Annotated in this window: 3 protein-coding genes and 1 pseudogene; all 4 read right to left on the reverse strand. The window is 54.0% G+C overall.

What is annotated here, in order from left to right; translation table 11 throughout:
* Positions 1-210: pseudogene (locus ACFWW2_RS00915) on the reverse strand (IS256 family transposase); the annotation flags it as partial.
* An 87-nt stretch (positions 211-297) separates the two neighbouring features.
* Positions 298-567, reverse strand: a complete 270-nt coding sequence (tnpB, locus tag ACFWW2_RS00920; protein WP_393925484.1) for an IS66 family insertion sequence element accessory protein TnpB — start codon at positions 565-567, stop codon at positions 298-300.
* Positions 564-971 (reverse strand): hypothetical protein, encoded by a 408-nt coding sequence (locus tag ACFWW2_RS00925; protein ID WP_393925485.1) that lies wholly within the window; start codon positions 969-971, stop codon positions 564-566. The genes tnpB and ACFWW2_RS00925 overlap by 4 nt, the downstream gene beginning before the upstream one ends.
* A 95-nt stretch (positions 972-1,066) precedes the next feature.
* Positions 1,067-1,321 (reverse strand): hypothetical protein (locus ACFWW2_RS00930; protein ID WP_393925486.1); only part of this gene is annotated, 255 nt, incomplete at its 5' end.

Genomic DNA, 1,321 nt, shown 5'->3' on the forward strand with positions numbered 1-1,321 from the left:
AACCTCGCGCTCCGGCAGGTGACCATGGCGTACTAATCGTGTGCGGCCATCATCGGTTCGCTCGTCCGAATGCGCCTCCAGCAACGCTGTAAGTTCAGCTTCAACAGCTTGTTGGATTAAGTCACGCGCTCCAGATCGTAGAATGTCGGTCAACGGATCAGCTGAAAATCCATGTGGATCGGGCAACGTCGTGATGGTAGTCTTCGTCATGTGGCATATCCTTTTCTCAAATGAGAATTGCGGCGCGTCAACAACGCCATGATATGCCGCCCCTCAGGGGCTATCACCAACTTTCAGCTATATCTCGGTGATGACCCCATCCGTCATCTGCGGCCAGACGAAGCCCGCGCCCTCGATGCGCTTGTAAGCCATGACGAGCCCGGTCCCGTCCCAGACGATCAACTTCAACCGATCCGCCCGCTTTGAGCGGAAGATGAAAATGGCCCCGCTGAACGGATCCAGATCAAACTCGTTCATGACGATGGCGGCCAGCCCATCCATGCCTTTGCGGAAGTCGACCGGCTTTGACGCCAGATAGAGTTTGAAATTGCCGGATGGCGAAATCATGCGCGTGCCTCAACCGCCAGAATGATCTTCACCAAATGATCAACCGGATAGGCAGAGGGAAGCGTAAGATCGACATCCCTGAAGTGAACGTAAATCTGATCAGCATCAGTATCGGCTCCGACACCCCCAGGATGTTCTTGGTCCTCTACAACCACTTCGGAGAACACGCGCTCCTCTCGTCGTGACGTCCGCCTGGTTCCCGCACGCCGGACATCAGAGCGCCATTTGTAGACGAGGGATTGGGATACGTTGCAGGCCCTCATTACATCACCGACTGCTAATTCACCGCTGTCGAGTTTATCTTTGACGAACCGTTTGAAGCTGGGTGGCCAGACCCGCCGACCCCCAGCATGGACTTCAATGGTGAAGCCGTAGACTTCGAAAGATTGCGGGAATTTCCCCATGACTGCCGCCTCGTCTTGTTTCGCGGTATTATGTCATGGCGAAGATGACCATGTCAGAGGCTGATTAGGGGGTCAGATGCACCGCTTACCATTGATCATACGGTAGACAGTTTGAAAACCGGATAGACATCAGCAATCGCGAAATCGAAATCGAAATCGAAGCCGGAACCGAACAGACCGTTGCAATTAGGAGAGGTCCATATACATCTCAGGACGAAGCCGCTCGCGCGGCATTGGCGTTTTTGGCTGATGTTTCGCATTTTTCCTGACGTCGCGCATTTTGTGAACTGACGAACCTGTCCGACGATTGAGGCTTTCTCAGTCGACAGAGGAGGTTCCGATGACAGAGG

The organism is Yoonia sp. R2-816 (assembly GCF_046762905.1).
In the GTDB taxonomy this organism is placed as follows: domain Bacteria; phylum Pseudomonadota; class Alphaproteobacteria; order Rhodobacterales; family Rhodobacteraceae; genus Yoonia.

What these genes read in the sequence shown, in the direction of transcription:
- ACFWW2_RS00925 (WP_393925485.1), bottom strand. Translation starts at nt 971, where the DNA reads ATGGGGAAATTCCCGCAATCTTTCGAAGTCTACGGCTTCACCATTGAA.
- tnpB (WP_393925484.1), bottom strand. Translation starts at nt 567, where the DNA reads ATGATTTCGCCATCCGGCAATTTCAAACTCTATCTGGCGTCAAAGCCG.